Annotated in this window: 11 protein-coding genes and 1 pseudogene; 5 read left to right on the top strand and 7 right to left on the bottom strand. The window is 46.7% G+C overall.

The features are described 5' to 3' along the window. Positions 1-36: 36 nt before the first annotated feature. A pseudogene (locus RGU75_RS12260) lies at positions 37-876 on the bottom strand (crotonase/enoyl-CoA hydratase family protein); the annotation flags it as partial. 776 nt (positions 877-1652) lie between these two features. Between RGU75_RS12260 and RGU75_RS12255 the strand changes: the two are divergent. After that, positions 1653-2558 carry a LysR substrate-binding domain-containing protein gene (locus RGU75_RS12255; RefSeq protein WP_322236293.1) on the top strand — a complete coding sequence of 302 codons (906 nt, stop codon included), beginning with the start codon at positions 1653-1655 and terminating at the stop codon, positions 2556-2558. 694 nt (positions 2559-3252) lie between these two features. Here RGU75_RS12255 and betA read toward each other — a convergent pair. The 4 genes from betA to xth form a co-directional block, all read right to left on the bottom strand. Beyond that, positions 3253-4929 carry a choline dehydrogenase gene (gene betA, locus RGU75_RS12250; RefSeq protein WP_322236291.1) on the bottom strand — a complete coding sequence of 559 codons (1677 nt, stop codon included), beginning with the start codon at positions 4927-4929 and terminating at the stop codon, positions 3253-3255. A gap of 161 nt (positions 4930-5090) precedes the next feature. After that, on the bottom strand, positions 5091-6560 hold the full coding sequence (betB, locus tag RGU75_RS12245; RefSeq protein WP_322236288.1) for a betaine-aldehyde dehydrogenase: 1470 nt from the start codon (positions 6558-6560) through the stop codon (positions 5091-5093). Between the two features lie 26 nt (positions 6561-6586). Next, complete coding sequence (gene betI, locus RGU75_RS12240) at positions 6587-7168, bottom strand: transcriptional regulator BetI (protein ID WP_322236286.1); 582 nt, start codon at positions 7166-7168, stop codon at positions 6587-6589. A gap of 340 nt (positions 7169-7508) precedes the next feature. Then, entirely contained in the window at positions 7509-8276 is a 768-nt protein-coding gene (gene xth, locus RGU75_RS12235; RefSeq protein ID WP_322240480.1) for an exodeoxyribonuclease III, read from the bottom strand. Positions 8277-8969: 693 nt separating this feature from the next. On the opposite strand from xth, the gene RGU75_RS12230 reads away from it, so the two are divergent. The 4 genes from RGU75_RS12230 (at position 8970) to RGU75_RS12215 (ending at position 12508) form a co-directional block, all read left to right on the top strand. Beyond that, complete coding sequence (locus RGU75_RS12230; RefSeq protein WP_322236285.1) at positions 8970-9776, top strand: quinoprotein dehydrogenase-associated SoxYZ-like carrier; 807 nt, start codon at positions 8970-8972, stop codon at positions 9774-9776. A 4-nt stretch (positions 9777-9780) separates the two neighbouring features. Beyond that, the gene (locus RGU75_RS12225; protein WP_322236283.1) at positions 9781-10722 is read left to right on the top strand and encodes a quinoprotein relay system zinc metallohydrolase 2; all 942 of its coding nucleotides are present in this window, start codon (positions 9781-9783) and stop codon (positions 10720-10722) included. A 141-nt stretch (positions 10723-10863) separates the two neighbouring features. Beyond that, the gene (locus tag RGU75_RS12220) at positions 10864-11247 is read left to right on the top strand and encodes a hypothetical protein (protein ID WP_322236281.1); all 384 of its coding nucleotides are present in this window, start codon (positions 10864-10866) and stop codon (positions 11245-11247) included. 1 nt (position 11248) lies between these two features. Further along, on the top strand, positions 11249-12508 hold the full coding sequence (locus RGU75_RS12215; RefSeq protein ID WP_322236279.1) for an NAD(P)/FAD-dependent oxidoreductase: 1260 nt from the start codon (positions 11249-11251) through the stop codon (positions 12506-12508). A gap of 152 nt (positions 12509-12660) precedes the next feature. Here the strand turns inward: RGU75_RS12215 and RGU75_RS12210 are convergent, their stop codons facing one another. Both RGU75_RS12210 and RGU75_RS12205 read right to left on the bottom strand, forming a co-directional pair. After that, positions 12661-13128: a group 1 truncated hemoglobin gene (locus RGU75_RS12210; protein ID WP_322236277.1), complete on the bottom strand. Its 468-nt coding sequence runs from the start codon at positions 13126-13128 to the stop codon at positions 12661-12663. 16 nt (positions 13129-13144) lie between these two features. After that, a complete protein-coding gene (locus RGU75_RS12205) occupies positions 13145-14071 on the bottom strand; it encodes a DUF3034 family protein (protein WP_322236275.1) in 927 nt (308 codons plus the stop codon). Positions 14072-14353: the final 282 nt, after the last annotated feature.

Raw genomic sequence — 14353 nt, 5'->3', positions numbered from 1 at the left:
ACCTTCATTTGAAGAAATCGCAGCGGGTTTAATACCGCGCTTATTTTGAAGCAGTACCAAACGCTCCATATAAGCGAGATCTTTCTCTTGCAGACGAAACGCCGACTCCGCCCAATCTTCAGTGATATCAAGCAGTTCCGTCTTCGTAATCGGCAATACGCGCCGACGGGTTCGCAGCATGGCGCGAATCCCGTTGAGCTTTGGCCTGACGTTATCAATGAAAGTGCGCGTTGCCTTATAAGCCTCGCCCGGCTCGAATAAGCGATCAACTAATCCTTTTTCGTGGTGCCAGGTTGCACTATGCGCTTCACCCGTGCTGATAAGCTGTTCGGCAAGGCGCATATGCGCCTTCCGGGCGACCAACGAATAAGCTCCCATGCCGGGGTATAGGTTAAACGCAATTTCTGGAAAGCCTAGCTTCGCGTCCTTTTGCGCCAATACATATTCGTGCGCCAAAGCAGCTTCAAAACCACCTCCTAAAGCGGTTCCTTCTATCATTGCAATCGTAATGGCACCAACCCCAAAGCCATTCATCGCCTCATAGACGGCGTCGACACAAGCGCGGGCATATGCCATTAATGGTGCGCGCTCACCCGACCTGATATGCTGCGCAAAGTAAGATAGATCGCCACCCACATTGTAAAGGCCGGGCACCGTTGAACCAGTGACCCAAAAATCGATCGGTAGATGACACTCACGCGCCGCACGCGTGAGATTTGAAATGTCCTTCAGAAGTTCGGGGTTGAAACAGGGCCGAGGATGCGCGTGTAGCATCATCCACATTACATTTCGCTCAGCCTCGTACCACGCGGACATTTGAGATAGGTTACCGGCTTCGATAAAACGCCGGGTTTTAGGGTGATTGAATAATGGCATTCAGAAACTAGTCTAAGAGAGTAGATGCGGATCGTAAAAAAGTTATAGCTAAACGATCCCGTTGAATAGCATAAGAAATCAGTTTTATCTATCCATCCTGAGCCCAAAAAAATTCATCTTTTGGGCAATACATTTTCTTGCCACCTTAATCTCGGAAAGAGCTTGTATTGCCAACCATGCCATGCAATAAGTCCGCATCAACGCAGGTTTCAGAAAAAACCGAACGCTTATCAACAGCGCCGCAACAATTAAAAAAGGATGGACAACAAAAAGGTTTAAGAAATTAAACACATAGCCATTTTTTTCTATATTGCAGTAAGCGTAAGCTAAAAAAATGCAGAACATAAAATCCGGCAAACCAAACATAATCCGACAAAGTTTAAAGGATTTTTTACACAGAAATTTATAACCCAGAAAATAGTGTACAACTGCGCTACCTCGTAATTCAAACCACGAGAAGTTAGCTACATCCACATATTTATAGGGAATTTTCACATTCAAACTATCAGAAAGATGTTTTATTACAACAACCGTGAAGCTAAGAATTTTTTATTTTACAACATTTCCAAGAATAAATTGTGGTCTAAAAACACATGAAAATAAAAGAATTTTCCCACTGGATATAGAAAAAAAAAGCCAAATTAAAGTTTAATAACTTACAAACTAATCTATAACACGCAACCCATTCATAATCGCGGTAATACCAAAGCAGACAGCATATTCATTACCGTTCGACAATATTCCGACATTTGCTATTTTTCGAAGGAAATTACTCTATGTTGTTTGACCTGACTGATTTACGCTTATTTATATATATCGCTGAGTTGAAAAGTCTTACCCGCAGTGCCGAGCGAATTCACATGTCTCTTGCCGCTGCCAGCAGCCGGGTCAAGGCGTTGGAAGGACGCTTCGGTATGCGGCTGATTTATCGAGAAAATAAAGGCATTTGCCTTTCGCCCGCAGGCGAAACTTTTTTACATCACGCACAGCAATTCATGCAACAGGTTGAACGACTGACAAGCGATTTGCAGCAATACAACAATGGCATCAAAGGTCATATTCGGATTTTCGCCAACACTACTGCCGTAACAGAATTCATGCCAGAAGTTCTCGGTGCTTTTCTCACCAAGTATCCGCATGTCAACATTTCACTCGAAGAGCGACTCAATCAGGGTATTTTGCAAGGCATACTGGAAGGTACTGCAGACATCGGTATTGTCGCGGGACCAGTTCACAATCAAGGCCTTGAGATTATTAATTTTTCGACCGACCGATTGGTTTTGGTGACGGCGGTCAATCATCCGCTTGCGGTAACCGGCAATATCACCTTTGCCGACACAATTCCTTACGAGCAAATCGGCTTGTATGAAGGAAGTTCGCTACAGCATTTTTTGCATCAAATCGTCTCTGAGAGCGGAAAAACCCTACGATTACGGATTAAGGTACGGAGTTTTGAAGCCATGTGTCGGATGGTTGAAACTAATGTCGGTATCGCCGTCATGCCCCAATCAGCTGCGCAGCGCCACAGTCACACCATGCAACTTTCTATCATTGAACTAGATGAACCATGGGCACTACGTGAAAGAAGTATCGTGGTTCAGAAATTAGATATTTTGCCGGTATATGCGCGCGAACTGGTCAATTTTATCCGCGCTTCCACACTCTCTAAGGCGATGTCTTAAATCGACAATAAACCGCAGCAATCAACAGGACGCGCTCGGATGAGCGCACTAGAATAGCGCCTCATAAAATCATGGTCTGGCTTATAGACTGATTCCATCAAAATCGCACCGATCTGCTTATATCTGACAGTCGGTTTATGAATTAAAATTGCATTCAAAACCTGACACACCAAAAGAAATTTCAGTGTAAAAATACGCATGGATCAACGCGATAGTTGCTCAGACCAATAACTATTGAAGATAAATAGTGTTTTTTCTATGCAATACCTACGGTTATTGCATGTAACCCGTCACAGACTGTGACTAAAGGATTATCATCACGCAACGATACCGATTACGGCGATTATTTGATCAACGATGGCGTATCGAAATTTACCAATGGAGTTAAATCATGAGCAAGGGTCAAGATACAAAAAAAGCGGTAAAGAAAGAACCAGCCAAGACAATGAAAGAAAAAAAGGCTGATAAAAAAGTTAAAAAAGAAGAAAAGAAACGTCAATAAGTCATTAACCAATGCTCCTTGGGCATTAGTCATTGGGTATTTATGCTCTGTAACGGTAATGTGTGCCACCTAGAAAATGTTGCCTGGCAACTAGTATCTAACTATAAGCACTCAAAGTTCGGAGTGGGCACAGATAGCATAGCCAAAAAAAAGCGACCATCTGGTCGCATTTTTTTCAACTAAGATAAATCGCTATTTCAGACGTTTTGCAGGTGCATCGCCTGCCTTGTAGTACGGCACTTCCAGTCGTGGTAAAGGTGTACGCCCACGAATTAAATCAGCAATTTTTTCCGCGATCATAATCGTTGGAGCATTCAAATTACCAGTGGTGATAATCGGCATAATCGATGCATCAACTACGCGTAATCCTTCAATTCCATGTACGCGCCCCTGCGCATCAACCACCGCCATTTCGTCCACTCCCATTTTGTTTGAACAAGATGGATGGAACGCTGTTTCTGCATGGTCACGGACAAACTGATCAAGCTCAGCATCCGTCTGCACATTTTTGCCTGGAGAAATTTCGTTGCCAGCATAAGCGGCCAATGCTTGCTGGCCAATGATCTCGCGAGTAATGCGAATACCAGCGCGGAACTCTTGCCAATCCTGATCATCAGACATGTAGTTAAACAGAATGCTCGGATGATCACGTGGATCTTTCGAAAGCAACTGAATACGCCCCCGACTTAACGAGCGCATCGACCCCATATGCGCTTGAAAGCTATGCACTTTAATCGGATTACTACCGTTGTAATTGATCGCCACCGGCAAAAAATGATACTGAATATTTGGCCATTCAAAGCGTTCATCAGAACGAATAAACCCACCAGCTTCAAACTGGTTGCTAGCCCCGGTTCCGGTTCCCATAAACAACCATTGCGCCCCAATCACTGGCTGATTGTATAGCTTCAATGCGGGTGCAAGTGAGACCTGTTGCTTGCATTCATACTGCTGATAAACTTCCAGATGATCCTGTAAGTTCGCTCCTACACCAAGCAGATCTTGTACCACAGGGATGCCATGTTGGCGTAGTAATGTTGCCGGTCCGACACCTGATCGCTGTAAAATTTGGGGCGACGCAATTGCCCCCGAACACAACAACACCTCCTGTTTAGCGCGAGATACAACTGACTTATCGCGATGTAGATAGGCGACGCCGATAGCGCGCTTTCCGGAGAATAGAATGCGATCCGTCAATGCATGTGTCTGGATATGCAAGTTGGGACGACCACGCGCCTGATCCAGATAACCGCGCGCGGTACTGGCACGACGACCATTAGGCGTGGTGGTGCGATCCATCGGACCGAAACCCTCCTGCTGAAATCCATTGAGATCATCGGTTCTGGGATATCCCGCCTGAACCCCGGCCTCAACCATAGCGTGAAACAATACATTATTCCCCGCCTTTGGCGTGGTCACGCTAACCGGCCCTTCTCCGCCGTGATAATCATTGCCGCCGACGTCGCGGGTTTCCGCTTTTTTGAAGTAGGGAAGACAATCCAGATAAGACCAGCTCTCCAGTCCATCAAGTTGCGCCCAACCGTCATAGTCCATCGCGTTGCCGCGGATGTAGCACATGCCGTTAATAAGCGATGATCCACCGAGCCCCTTACCGCGCCCACATTCCATCCGGCGATTATTCATAAACGGCTCGGGATCGGTTTCGTAGGCCCAGTTGTAGCGACGTCCTTGGAGCGGGAAAGCCAATGCGGCTGGCATCTGCGTACGGAAATCGAGCCGGTAATCCGGGCCGCCAGCCTCTAGCAATAGCACGGTAACGTCCGGGTCTTCGGTCAGGCGGGCCGCTAGAACGTTGCCAGCGGAACCAGCTCCGATGATGATGTAGTCGTATTCTTTTGATTGGTGCAAGAGATCACTCCTTCGGTTTTTTTGAGGTAATTTCAGCTACGTTGACGATGAGTTATAACGTTCACGCGTTTTAGGTTCATGTCTTTTATGGTCATCTCTAATTAACGCAGCTCTTACTCTGTGGATGCTTGGCAAATAAAGTAAGACCGTCACCAGACGCCCTAAAATACCGACGAAAAACCACCTAACTCCACCTGAATCGACTTAACACGCGTGTAATGCTGCAACGTAGCCAAGCCATTCTCCCGCCCGACTCCCGACTGTTTATACCCGCCAACTGGCATCTCAGCCGCTGATTCACCCCACGTATTAATCCAGCAAATCCCCGCTTCCAACTGATGAATTACCCGATGCGCAAGGCTTACATTCTCCGTGATCAAACCAGCCGCTAATCCATACTGCGTATCGTTGGCGCGGCGAATCACCTCGTCCTCGTCATCAAACACCAAAATACTCATCACCGGGCCAAAAATCTCTTCCCTGACAATCTTCATCTCGTCATGGCAATCAGTGAACACGGTTGGCTGCACAAACGCGCCCTTCGTAAAATCACCGCGCATTTCACGCTCACCACCGATGAGTAATCGCGCACCTTCCGCAATCCCGGAAGCGATATAACCCAGCACGTTATTCATGTGCGCAAAACTGACCAGAGGCCCAAAATTTGTATTCATGTCTTGCGGATCACCAAGACGGACGCGTGCAACTCGTTCCAACACCTTGGCCTCGAACGACTCTTTCAACGAGCGATGTACAAACACTCTCGTGCCGTTGGTGCAGACCTGACCAGAACTGTAGAAATTAGCCATCACTGCAACATCAGCGGCGCGCTCCAGATCAGCGTCGGCAAACACGATCAATGGCGACTTACCGCCCAACTCCATCGTTACTTCTTTTAGTGTTGAACCTGAAGCACTGGCCATCACTTTTTTGCCAGTAGTGGTACCACCAGTGAACGATACTTTTGCCACGCCAGGGTGTTCTGTCAACCACGCTCCAACTTCACTACCACCTGTTAGCACGTTAAAAACACCATCCGGCAAACCTGCCTCCGTATAAATTTCTGCTAATTTTAAGGTCGTCAGCGACGTCACCTCGCTTGGCTTAAAAACCATCGCATTTCCCGCAGCCAGCGCAGGTGCTGATTTCCACAATGCAATTTGAATCGGATAATTCCATGCGCCGATGCCGACCACGACGCCAAGCGGTTCACGCCGAGTATAGACAAATGCACTTTCACGCAAAGGGATTTGCTGGCCTTCTATCGATGGCACTAAACCGGCGTAGTACTCCAACACGTCCGCACCGGTGACGATATCGACGTAGCGTGTTTCCGACAGAGCTTTTCCGGTATCCAGGGTTTCGATGGCTGCCAATTCATCATTACGCTCACGCAAAATTTCCACGGCGCCGCGCAGTATGCGTGAACGTTGCATGGCAGTCATCGCCGCCCAAACACGTTGGCCTTTTTTTGCGCTATCAACCGCTAAATCAACGTCGGCTTTTGAGGCGCATTGCAGTTCCGCCAGCACTTCGCCATTAGCGGGATTGATGCTTTCAAAGGTTTTTCCACCAGTTGCGTCGACTCGACGACCGTCAATATAAAGCTGTTGCAATGGAAAGACTGACATAGGAGTTCCTTCGTTCTTCGATAGTTTCAGTTGGCTTGACGCAACTGCATATTCAGGTATTCATAGGCAATTTGACGGGCAGCGCTGACATCAAACTTTTCAGCCGACAGCGATCCACGCAACCATAATCCATCGACAATTGCCGCCAAACCGCGTGCCGCCTGACGCGCCTGCGCCAATGCTAACGTGCGTCCAAATTGACTGCATAAGTTGGAATAAAGACGGCGATCATTCACTCGTTGGAGGCGCCTTAACGCTGGTTGATGCATGCTTGACGACCAAAAAGCAAACCATGTTTTCATCACCGGGCCGCTAATCTGATTGTCGCTAAAATTAGTATCGACTAATGCCATTAACTGATTTCGGGCAGTATCTTCTGGCCCCGACAATGTATGTCGACGACGCGATGAATCGTCGCTTAGATCGCGCAATATCTGACGCATGGTCGCTTCCAACAAACCGCTTTTATCACCGAAATAGTGGCTGATAATCCCTGTAGACAGTCCCGCCTCACGCGCAATCAATACAATCGTCGCATCAGCGAGACCGACCCGGTCAATCACGGCAAGTGTTGCCTGAATTAATTGCTGCCGTCGTAAAGGCAGCATTTCGTTTCTTTTTCTCACTATTTCTCCGCTAAAGCCGCCGAGAATGGCAAATAGCCAATCCGTTTCATCACTTGAGTGTACTTTAAATTGATTGGACGTTCAATCAATTTTATATTCAAGCACATTAAATGCATCAAGCAAAAAAAAACCACTCTTCAATTGAGTGGTTTTCAAAAAATTTCACAGTGATTTCGCTAGCAAATTTAAATGCTAAAAATGCAATTTATAAAACGCCACAACTCCCGTGGGTAATTCGTAAACCGTCGACCAGCAATACCAGGCAATCACTACACATAAATTGCTATTCATCCGGCAACATTACCTAGCGCAATTTAGCCAATTAATCACTCAGAGTCGCAATGACGGGGGCGTGATCTGATGGCTGCTCCCATTTACGCGGCACTTTGTCGATCACGCAAGCCGTACATTTCGCAGCTAGTGGCGGCGACAATAAAATATGATCAATACGCATGCCGCGGTTCAGGCGAAATCCCATGCGTCGATAATCCCACCAGCTAAATAGCTTATCTGCTTGATCGAACATCCGAAATGCGTCGGTCAGATCCAAATGCTGCAAGCGCACGAACGCGGCACGTTCCGGTGGTGACACCAGATTTTCACCGACCCACGCGGCGGGATCGTAGACATCACGATCTTCTGGTGCGATATTGTAATCGCCCAGCAACGCAAGATTCGAATGTAACTTTCGCTCGGCATCCAGATAGTCGTGCAAGGCATCTAGCCACTTCAGCTTGTATTGATATTTATCCGATTCCAACGATTGTCCGTTCGGAATATAGGCGCAGACGATGCGAATTCCGGCGATCGTGGCGGTCAGCAAACGTTGTTGCTCATCTTCGAATAGCGGATTATTTTTTACGACATCCTCGATAGGATGGCGTGCAATGATTGCCACCCCGTTATACGTTTTCTGCCCGCTAAACACGACGTGAAAACCAGCCGCTTCTATTTCAGCCTGAGGAAATTTATCGTCAGTCATTTTGGTTTCTTGCACCGCCAACACATCAACCGGATTATCGGCTAACCATTGCAGAACTTGCGGTAAGCGTACTTTGATAGAGTTAACATTCCAGGTTGCGATTTTCAACATTATTTCGAATCCTTGATTAAAACGAGTTTTTCAGCAGTTTATCGTAGATTTTTAGCATTTCACGTTTCGTCTCAATACCGGCGATGACTATCACCTGACCTGCCCTGCTTTTCTGTGAACGCGCCCGAAGCTTTATCAAAAAACAATCGGAAGAGGATCGTCGTTTACATCACCCATAAGCCTCGCTTATGCTCAAACCAACATATGGTTTTCACTCTATGTCATCTGCATTTATTTACATTTAGGCTTGTCGCTTTAGAAAAATAAGAACATACTCAAAAATAATTGGGCCGAAGAATTTAATAAAAACTCGCCAATGAGACATGAATCTGTTCACCCTGTATGAATGAAACGAGCACTGCCCTGACCTTTCAATAAAAGATGAAGGCGATGGTCCGTCGATCTATTTTAGGAATTACGCAAAACTGTCCTAGCAACGGACATATCAACACAGCCAACGAATACAGCATGCTGTTTCGAGTAGGTCGGGCCTCGTAGGTCGGGCCTCGTAGGTCGGGCCTCGTAGGTCAAGCCGCTTAGGTGGCTAGGAAAGCGCAGCGCAGTTGAGACGATTTTGGGTAAGTTCTATATTTACTGGAGAAGTGCAATGCCATTGCCCCTTCGCTCAATGCCCGACCACGGCAAAAAATGCCATTTATATCGCCGCCTAAAGTCATGCAGGCCACGCTCATGAACACTCAACTAAAAGTGATTGTGCGTCTGCTAGTTATGGCCGCGTACGTGTTGCTCTCGGCTAACGTCCGAGCGGAGATAGTTGATAAATACTGGACACCGCTGCAAGACATGTATTACCACGGAAAAAAAATAGAACCCGGTCCCTTTATTCACTTGACTGCTCCGCGCCGCGCCGATAGCGGTGCACAAGTACCGTTTGTCTTTAGCGTCGATTATCCGATGCTGGCTGAAAAATACATCAAATCAGTGGCGATATATGTCGACCAAAATCCGGTTCCCCTGGCTGCTACTTTTTACTTTAATCCACTCAGCGGTAAAGCAGAAATTTCCACAAGAATCCGCCTTGAAAGTGATTCTCTTGTCCATGTAGTAGCTCAAGCAAATGATGGTCGACTCTACATAAACGCGGTCCCCATTCGCGCTGAAGGCGGCTGTGGTGGTACCGTAGATGGCGACGAAGCGGCAGCCAAAGCCTCGGCAGGAAAGATGCGGTTAGCCATAGAGAAACCACTGAAGATAGGCAGTCTCAATCGGGTGAAGCTATTAATCAAACATCCAATGTTCACTGGACTACAAAAAGATCTTGCGACGCAGTCCTTTCGCCCAGCCTTTTTTATCAATAAAATCGAGGCAAAATATAACGGCAAAATCGTCATGCATGCCGATACCTTCATAGGAATTAGCGAGGACCCAAATGTACAATTTGGATTTATACCCGACAAACCTGGCAAGCTTGAGCTGACGATAAAAGATAATGAAGGTGAGACATTCAGTGCATCAATTGATGTCGAGGAAAGCTAACCTGATGCAGAGATTTCGTTCACACTATTTCACCGCCTTGCTAACGACCGCGTTATTGACAGCACTCAGCGGTTTTCACCAAACGCAAGCCAAGCCACTGTCAGTAACCGAGGTAGCTGCCGGTGTGTATGTTCATCAGGGCGTGCATGAAGATTTTGATGAGAACTATCACGGTGATATAGCAAATATAGGTTTTGTCATCGGCGCTGATGCCGTTGCTGTCATTGATACCGGTGGCTCGTACAAAACCGGGGTGTCTTTGAAAGAAGCGCTTCGGCTCATCAGCAAACTCCCCATACGCTATGTAATCAATACCCATGTTCATCCTGATCATATCTTTGGCAACGCGGCATTTACCGATGATCATCCGGTTTTTCTCGGACATGAAAATTTGCCGCATGCGATGGCGTTACGCAAGGACGCCTATTTACGCAATCTTAAAACCGAGTTAGGTACGGATGCTGATCGTAGCAAAATTATTGCCCCCACTGAGACTGTCAGCAAACCTCGGCAAATCGATTTAGGCAATCGCGTTCTTGAACTAAAAGCATGGCCAACCGCACATACCAATACCGACTTGACCGTATTCGATACGAACACCAAGACCCTCTGGACCGGCGACTTGCTGTTCGTTGAAAGAACACCCTCGATCGATGGCGATATTAAAGGCTGGCTCAGTGTGATTGCGCCCCTAGAAGAAATGCAGGCTAATCTGACGATACCGGGCCACGGTCCGGCAACCAAAAATAAGAATGCCGCATTTGAAGATGAACGTAGGTATTTGGAAATACTGTTAAAAGATGTCAGGACCAGCATCAAAAATGGCGAAGACATGACCCGCGCCATGGGTTCGGCCGCTCAAACAGAAAAATCACGATGGATGCTTTTTGACAGGGTGAATCGCCGCAACGTCAATTTAATTTATCCGGTATTGGAATGGGAATAAACATGACGACAAACTGGTCAGTCCATATTAGGGACCGTTTCCTCGACCTCAACCAACGTGCCAACGCAGGAACCTGCGCGATGAGATAAATATAAACTAACTACGCGGCCCGAAACGTCACTAGAACCATAAAAAAAATCCATGCTAAAAAATTCGTTGTTCACATTACTGGTTTTGCTTTCATTTACAACGCCTGCAATGTCTATAACGCCCGCGCTCCCAAGCGTGGGTAATCCTCATATTCTGGTGCTGGCAGGTTCCTGTGCAGCATGCCATGGAACCAACGGATTAAGCCTGGGCGGAACGCCAGTCCTCGCCGGATTAGATAAAGGCTATTTCGTCAAGCGAATGCTAGAGTATCAAAAGCAAACTGAATCAACCGAGGTCATGCCGCAACAAGCGCGGGCACTGACATCTGAAGAACTCATCCTGCTTGGAGAATACTTTTCGATGCAACCAAGATCATTTACTCGCTTTCAAAGTCACTCCTTGAAATCTCATTCTCAAACAAGGTTCGGTGAATAAAATGGATCGTCGGGAAATTTTAAAATATAGCGTTGGCGGTGCATTATGGGCATCCATGTCGTCACCGGTATATGCAAACCAAAAAAAATTAGGACGCGTGGTGATCATCGGTGCAGGCTATGGCGGTGCCACTGCAGCGAAATATTTAAGAATGTGGAGCGGCGGGAAAATAGAAGTGTTTGTGATTGAACCGAATCCCCATTTTGTATCATGCCCGGTCAGCAATCTTGTTCTTGGTGGAGAGAAAACACTGGACGATATAACCCTTCCCTATGACCTCCTGAAACATAATCACGGGATACATTGGATACAGGATAAAGTAGTCGCCATTGATCCCGATAAAGCGGAAGTACGCTTTACCAAAGGAAAGCTTTCTTACGATAAGTTGATCGTCGCGACAGGCATCGATTTTATGTATGAAAGTATGCCGACGCTGAACAATAAAGAAGCGCAAGAAAAGATTCCTCATGCGTGGAAAGCCGGACCACAAACACAAAATCTGCGAAATCAATTGTTGGCGATGCCGGACGGCGGCGTGTTTGCTATCACGATTCCAGCGCTGCCTTATCGCTGCCCACCAGGGCCATATGAACGCGCATGCCAGGTAGCCTTCTATTTAAAAAATCACAAGCCCAAATCGAAAGTGCTAGTGCTGGATGCCAATCCCGCCATCACTTCAAAGAGACCGTTGTTCGAGCGCGCATGGTTAGATTTATATCCCGGCATGGTTGAGTATATTCCCAGCAGCAGCATACAAGACATTGACGTGGCTACCCGCACCGTAAAAACGGATTTTGACAAAGTAAAATCCGATGTATTAAACGTGATTCCCCCCCAAAGAGCTAGCGTACTAACTATCGATACCGGCCTTGCAAACGTTAGTCGACGTTGGTGCGAAGTTGATTTTCTGACTTACGAGTCAACAGTATTTCCCAACATTCACGTCATCGGCGATGCAGTAGATTCAGGACTACCCAAATCTGCTCACATCGCCACCTCGCAGGCGAAAGTGTGCGCTAATGCGCTAGCGTTTATGATGGGAAACGAAAAGCCCGACCCGGCTCCGGTATTTGCGAACACTTGTTATAGCTACGCCGACGACAAAACGGCAATGCATGTAACGACAGTGTATCGCTATGATGCAGCGGAAAAATTAATGAAATCGTCACCGGGCGGTGGCATTTCGGCCCATGCATCTTCTCAAGAATTTGCAGATGCGCAATATTGGGCACTCAATATTTGGGCAGATGTGTTGACCTAAATCACAGATCCAAACGAGACTGCATTACGTTACCTGCGTTGCTCATTAAAAAATGTCCCTCCGAACTTCAAAGGGACATTTTTGATAGAGTCGATTGTCGATTAAATAGATCACCATTTTTTATAGCAATCTATCAACCAAATCTTGATACATTACTTAACGGTTATCACATCCCGATACATCGGAGCGAGTTGTGCCAGAAGTTGATTTTGGTCCCGAAACGGAATGTTCATCGCATCCATCGATTTCTGCAACTCTTCCACCAATGCATTAAATTGCGGCTTATTGATGTGAAGGCTGGCATGTGCCGCTTTCATACTAAGGCCTTGATAGGTACACGGACCACTTAAGAGCTGACAAAATTGCTCGACGAGTTCTGCCTTGATTCGGACCTGATTGGCCGGACCAAATACAGGACCGGTCAGAGGGTTCGCCACCAGTCGCACCATAAAATCATCCATCAATTTAACGAGGCCCGGCTTCTCGCCAAACGCCTCATACACAGCAACCGGGGCTGGCTTCATTAATGGCGTATTTTGAAGCGGCGGACTTTGAGCCAGCAGATTTGTTGACATCATGCCGGCAGCGGAGAATAGCAGAGTATAAAGAATTTTTTTCATGTTAATGCCCCGAAATTTAAAATGCTATCTGTGAAGAAAGAAAGACACCGGTCTGCTTCCGATTGTTGACCAGCACCGGCGCAATGTGACCTAAATCAATATATGCCAGCGTGAACGAAACATTTTTGGTCGGGGCGTAAGCAATAAAAATATCCTTCCAGTCTTCTTCGCGCAGGCCGTTCGCCGGCAAAGGCAAGGTGTTGCCCACTCTCCGCAGATTGTCTGGTTTGAAGCGATATTCGGCACCTATAACGATTTTTCTCGTAACCAAATAAGCGACTGATAGTTCCGGTTCGAATTTGTAATTATTTTCACCGACGGCACCACCAAAACCTAACAAGCCATTTTGATTAGCTCTTGTAGCCCGCAACGTGGCGTTGACCAAAATTCCCTGGGCTAAAAATAATTTAGTCGCATTCACGTAGAAATCTGTGTCGCTGTTCTTCGCGCCCAACGCAGAAATGACCGGGGCGAACGATCCTGCATCCGTGTGTTTATACTCCATCCCGACTGAAATTTGCGGCATGAATGAATCGCTGTCCAGGATCGCATCACCGGCAACTTTTACCTTCACACCTAAAATATCCATCCTTATGTGTTGGTTGTTACTCACATTAAAACCCAAGCCGTTGACGCCAACTACCGGCGACGCATTAAAGTCTTGACGTGCCAGACTGACTTCCACGCGGTCCATAATTCCCACAGCCGCGCCATAGGTCGTCAACGAATAGTCATTTACTACCGCGCGCGATATATGTGCCGTTCCGCCAATTTGATCTGCTGTAGCATTGCTGCCAATCACAGCCCACGGCGTCAATCCCCCGCCTGCCGCACCGTCAATTGAACTCACACCGCCGGTCAGTAGCAGTTTTCCCGTATCTGCATGCACACTCACGGAAATCAACAAACCAACCATCGCCACCATAGTGGTGTTTATACGCATATCGTCCTCCTAAAATTTGTCCATCCCGATAGATTCGGACGCCAAAGGCGAAACCGATCAACATTTTTTTTAACCCGTACGTTGATACGCAGTAACTAACCAAGCGGATTCAAAAATAGTTTTTCTTTTTTTTATATTTTTAGGCGTCCACAGTTTTTGATAAATTTCTGGTGAATAAAACGATGATCAATCGATGTTTTGAATAGAAAGTACGACTGACTTTCAGAGGGTGGCTTATTACTGGCGATATTTTTATGATCAAGTCTGGGATTTAAATAGCGG

The organism is Glaciimonas sp. CA11.2 (assembly GCF_034314045.1).
Classification (GTDB): Bacteria; Pseudomonadota; Gammaproteobacteria; order Burkholderiales; family Burkholderiaceae_D; genus Glaciimonas.
Note: the sequence above shows the minus strand (reverse complement) of the source record. Positions and strands in the feature narration are given on the sequence as shown.

Coding starts and splice junctions, on each gene's coding strand:
- betB (WP_322236288.1), bottom strand. CDS start 6,560: ATGTCAGTCTTTCCATTGCAACAGCTTTATATTGACGGTCGTCGAGTC.
- RGU75_RS12230 (WP_322236285.1), top strand. CDS start 8,970: ATGAACACTCAACTAAAAGTGATTGTGCGTCTGCTAGTTATGGCCGCG.
- betI (WP_322236286.1), bottom strand. CDS start 7,168: ATGCTGCCTTTACGACGGCAGCAATTAATTCAGGCAACACTTGCCGTG.
- RGU75_RS12215 (WP_322236279.1), top strand. CDS start 11,249: ATGGATCGTCGGGAAATTTTAAAATATAGCGTTGGCGGTGCATTATGG.
- RGU75_RS12205 (WP_322236275.1), bottom strand. CDS start 14,071: ATGCGTATAAACACCACTATGGTGGCGATGGTTGGTTTGTTGATTTCC.
- RGU75_RS12220 (WP_322236281.1), top strand. CDS start 10,864: ATGCTAAAAAATTCGTTGTTCACATTACTGGTTTTGCTTTCATTTACA.
- RGU75_RS12210 (WP_322236277.1), bottom strand. CDS start 13,128: ATGAAAAAAATTCTTTATACTCTGCTATTCTCCGCTGCCGGCATGATG.
- RGU75_RS12255 (WP_322236293.1), top strand. CDS start 1,653: ATGTTGTTTGACCTGACTGATTTACGCTTATTTATATATATCGCTGAG.
- RGU75_RS12225 (WP_322236283.1), top strand. CDS start 9,781: ATGCAGAGATTTCGTTCACACTATTTCACCGCCTTGCTAACGACCGCG.